This window comes from Vibrio sp. 2134-1 (assembly GCF_033339495.1).
Genome location: NZ_JAWOUS010000850.1, coordinates 1 through 543, shown reverse-complemented (window position 1 = coordinate 543; position 543 = coordinate 1). Strand labels below are relative to the sequence as shown.

Annotated in this window: 1 protein-coding gene; it reads right to left on the bottom strand. The window is 47.1% G+C overall.

All coding sequences use genetic code 11. From position 1 onward, the window contains the following. Nucleotides 1–543 (bottom strand): PAS domain-containing protein (locus tag R7R78_RS28895; RefSeq protein WP_225474941.1); only part of this gene is annotated, 543 nt, incomplete at both ends.

Genomic DNA, 543 nt, shown 5'->3' with positions numbered 1-543 from the left:
CATACTGTTTTTGCAGCTTTTTGAGCTGTTGCGGCGTGTCAATCAACTCTTGGCGGAACAATAACGCTAAAACGCTCGCTGGTAATGCACTTGCAAGCCAAGCAAGCGGACCTTCAACAGATAGTGCGTACGCTGCGGCAGGTGCAGTTAATGCACCAAGTAGAATCGCATAGCGAACCGTTTCGTTAATTTTTAACGACCAGGTTCTACCCGCTTTCTCGGCGGCTAGCATCCCCTTGTAAGCTTTTGCAGCAATATCCACCCATTCACGCTTAGGCTTAACGCGCACAGATTGATAGCCGACAACTTGGTTTTTTTCATAGATAGGCGTTACGTAGGCATCTACCCAGTAATAACCGCCAGATTTGGTGCTGTTCTTAACCATACCTCGCCACGCTTTGCCTTCTTTAAGGCGTGCCCACATATCACCAAAAGCGGCTTTAGGCATGTCACTATGACGGACGATATTATGATTCTGACCGACTAACTCCTCGTGCGTGTATTCTGCAACGCGACAAAACGCGTCATTACAATAAGTAATAA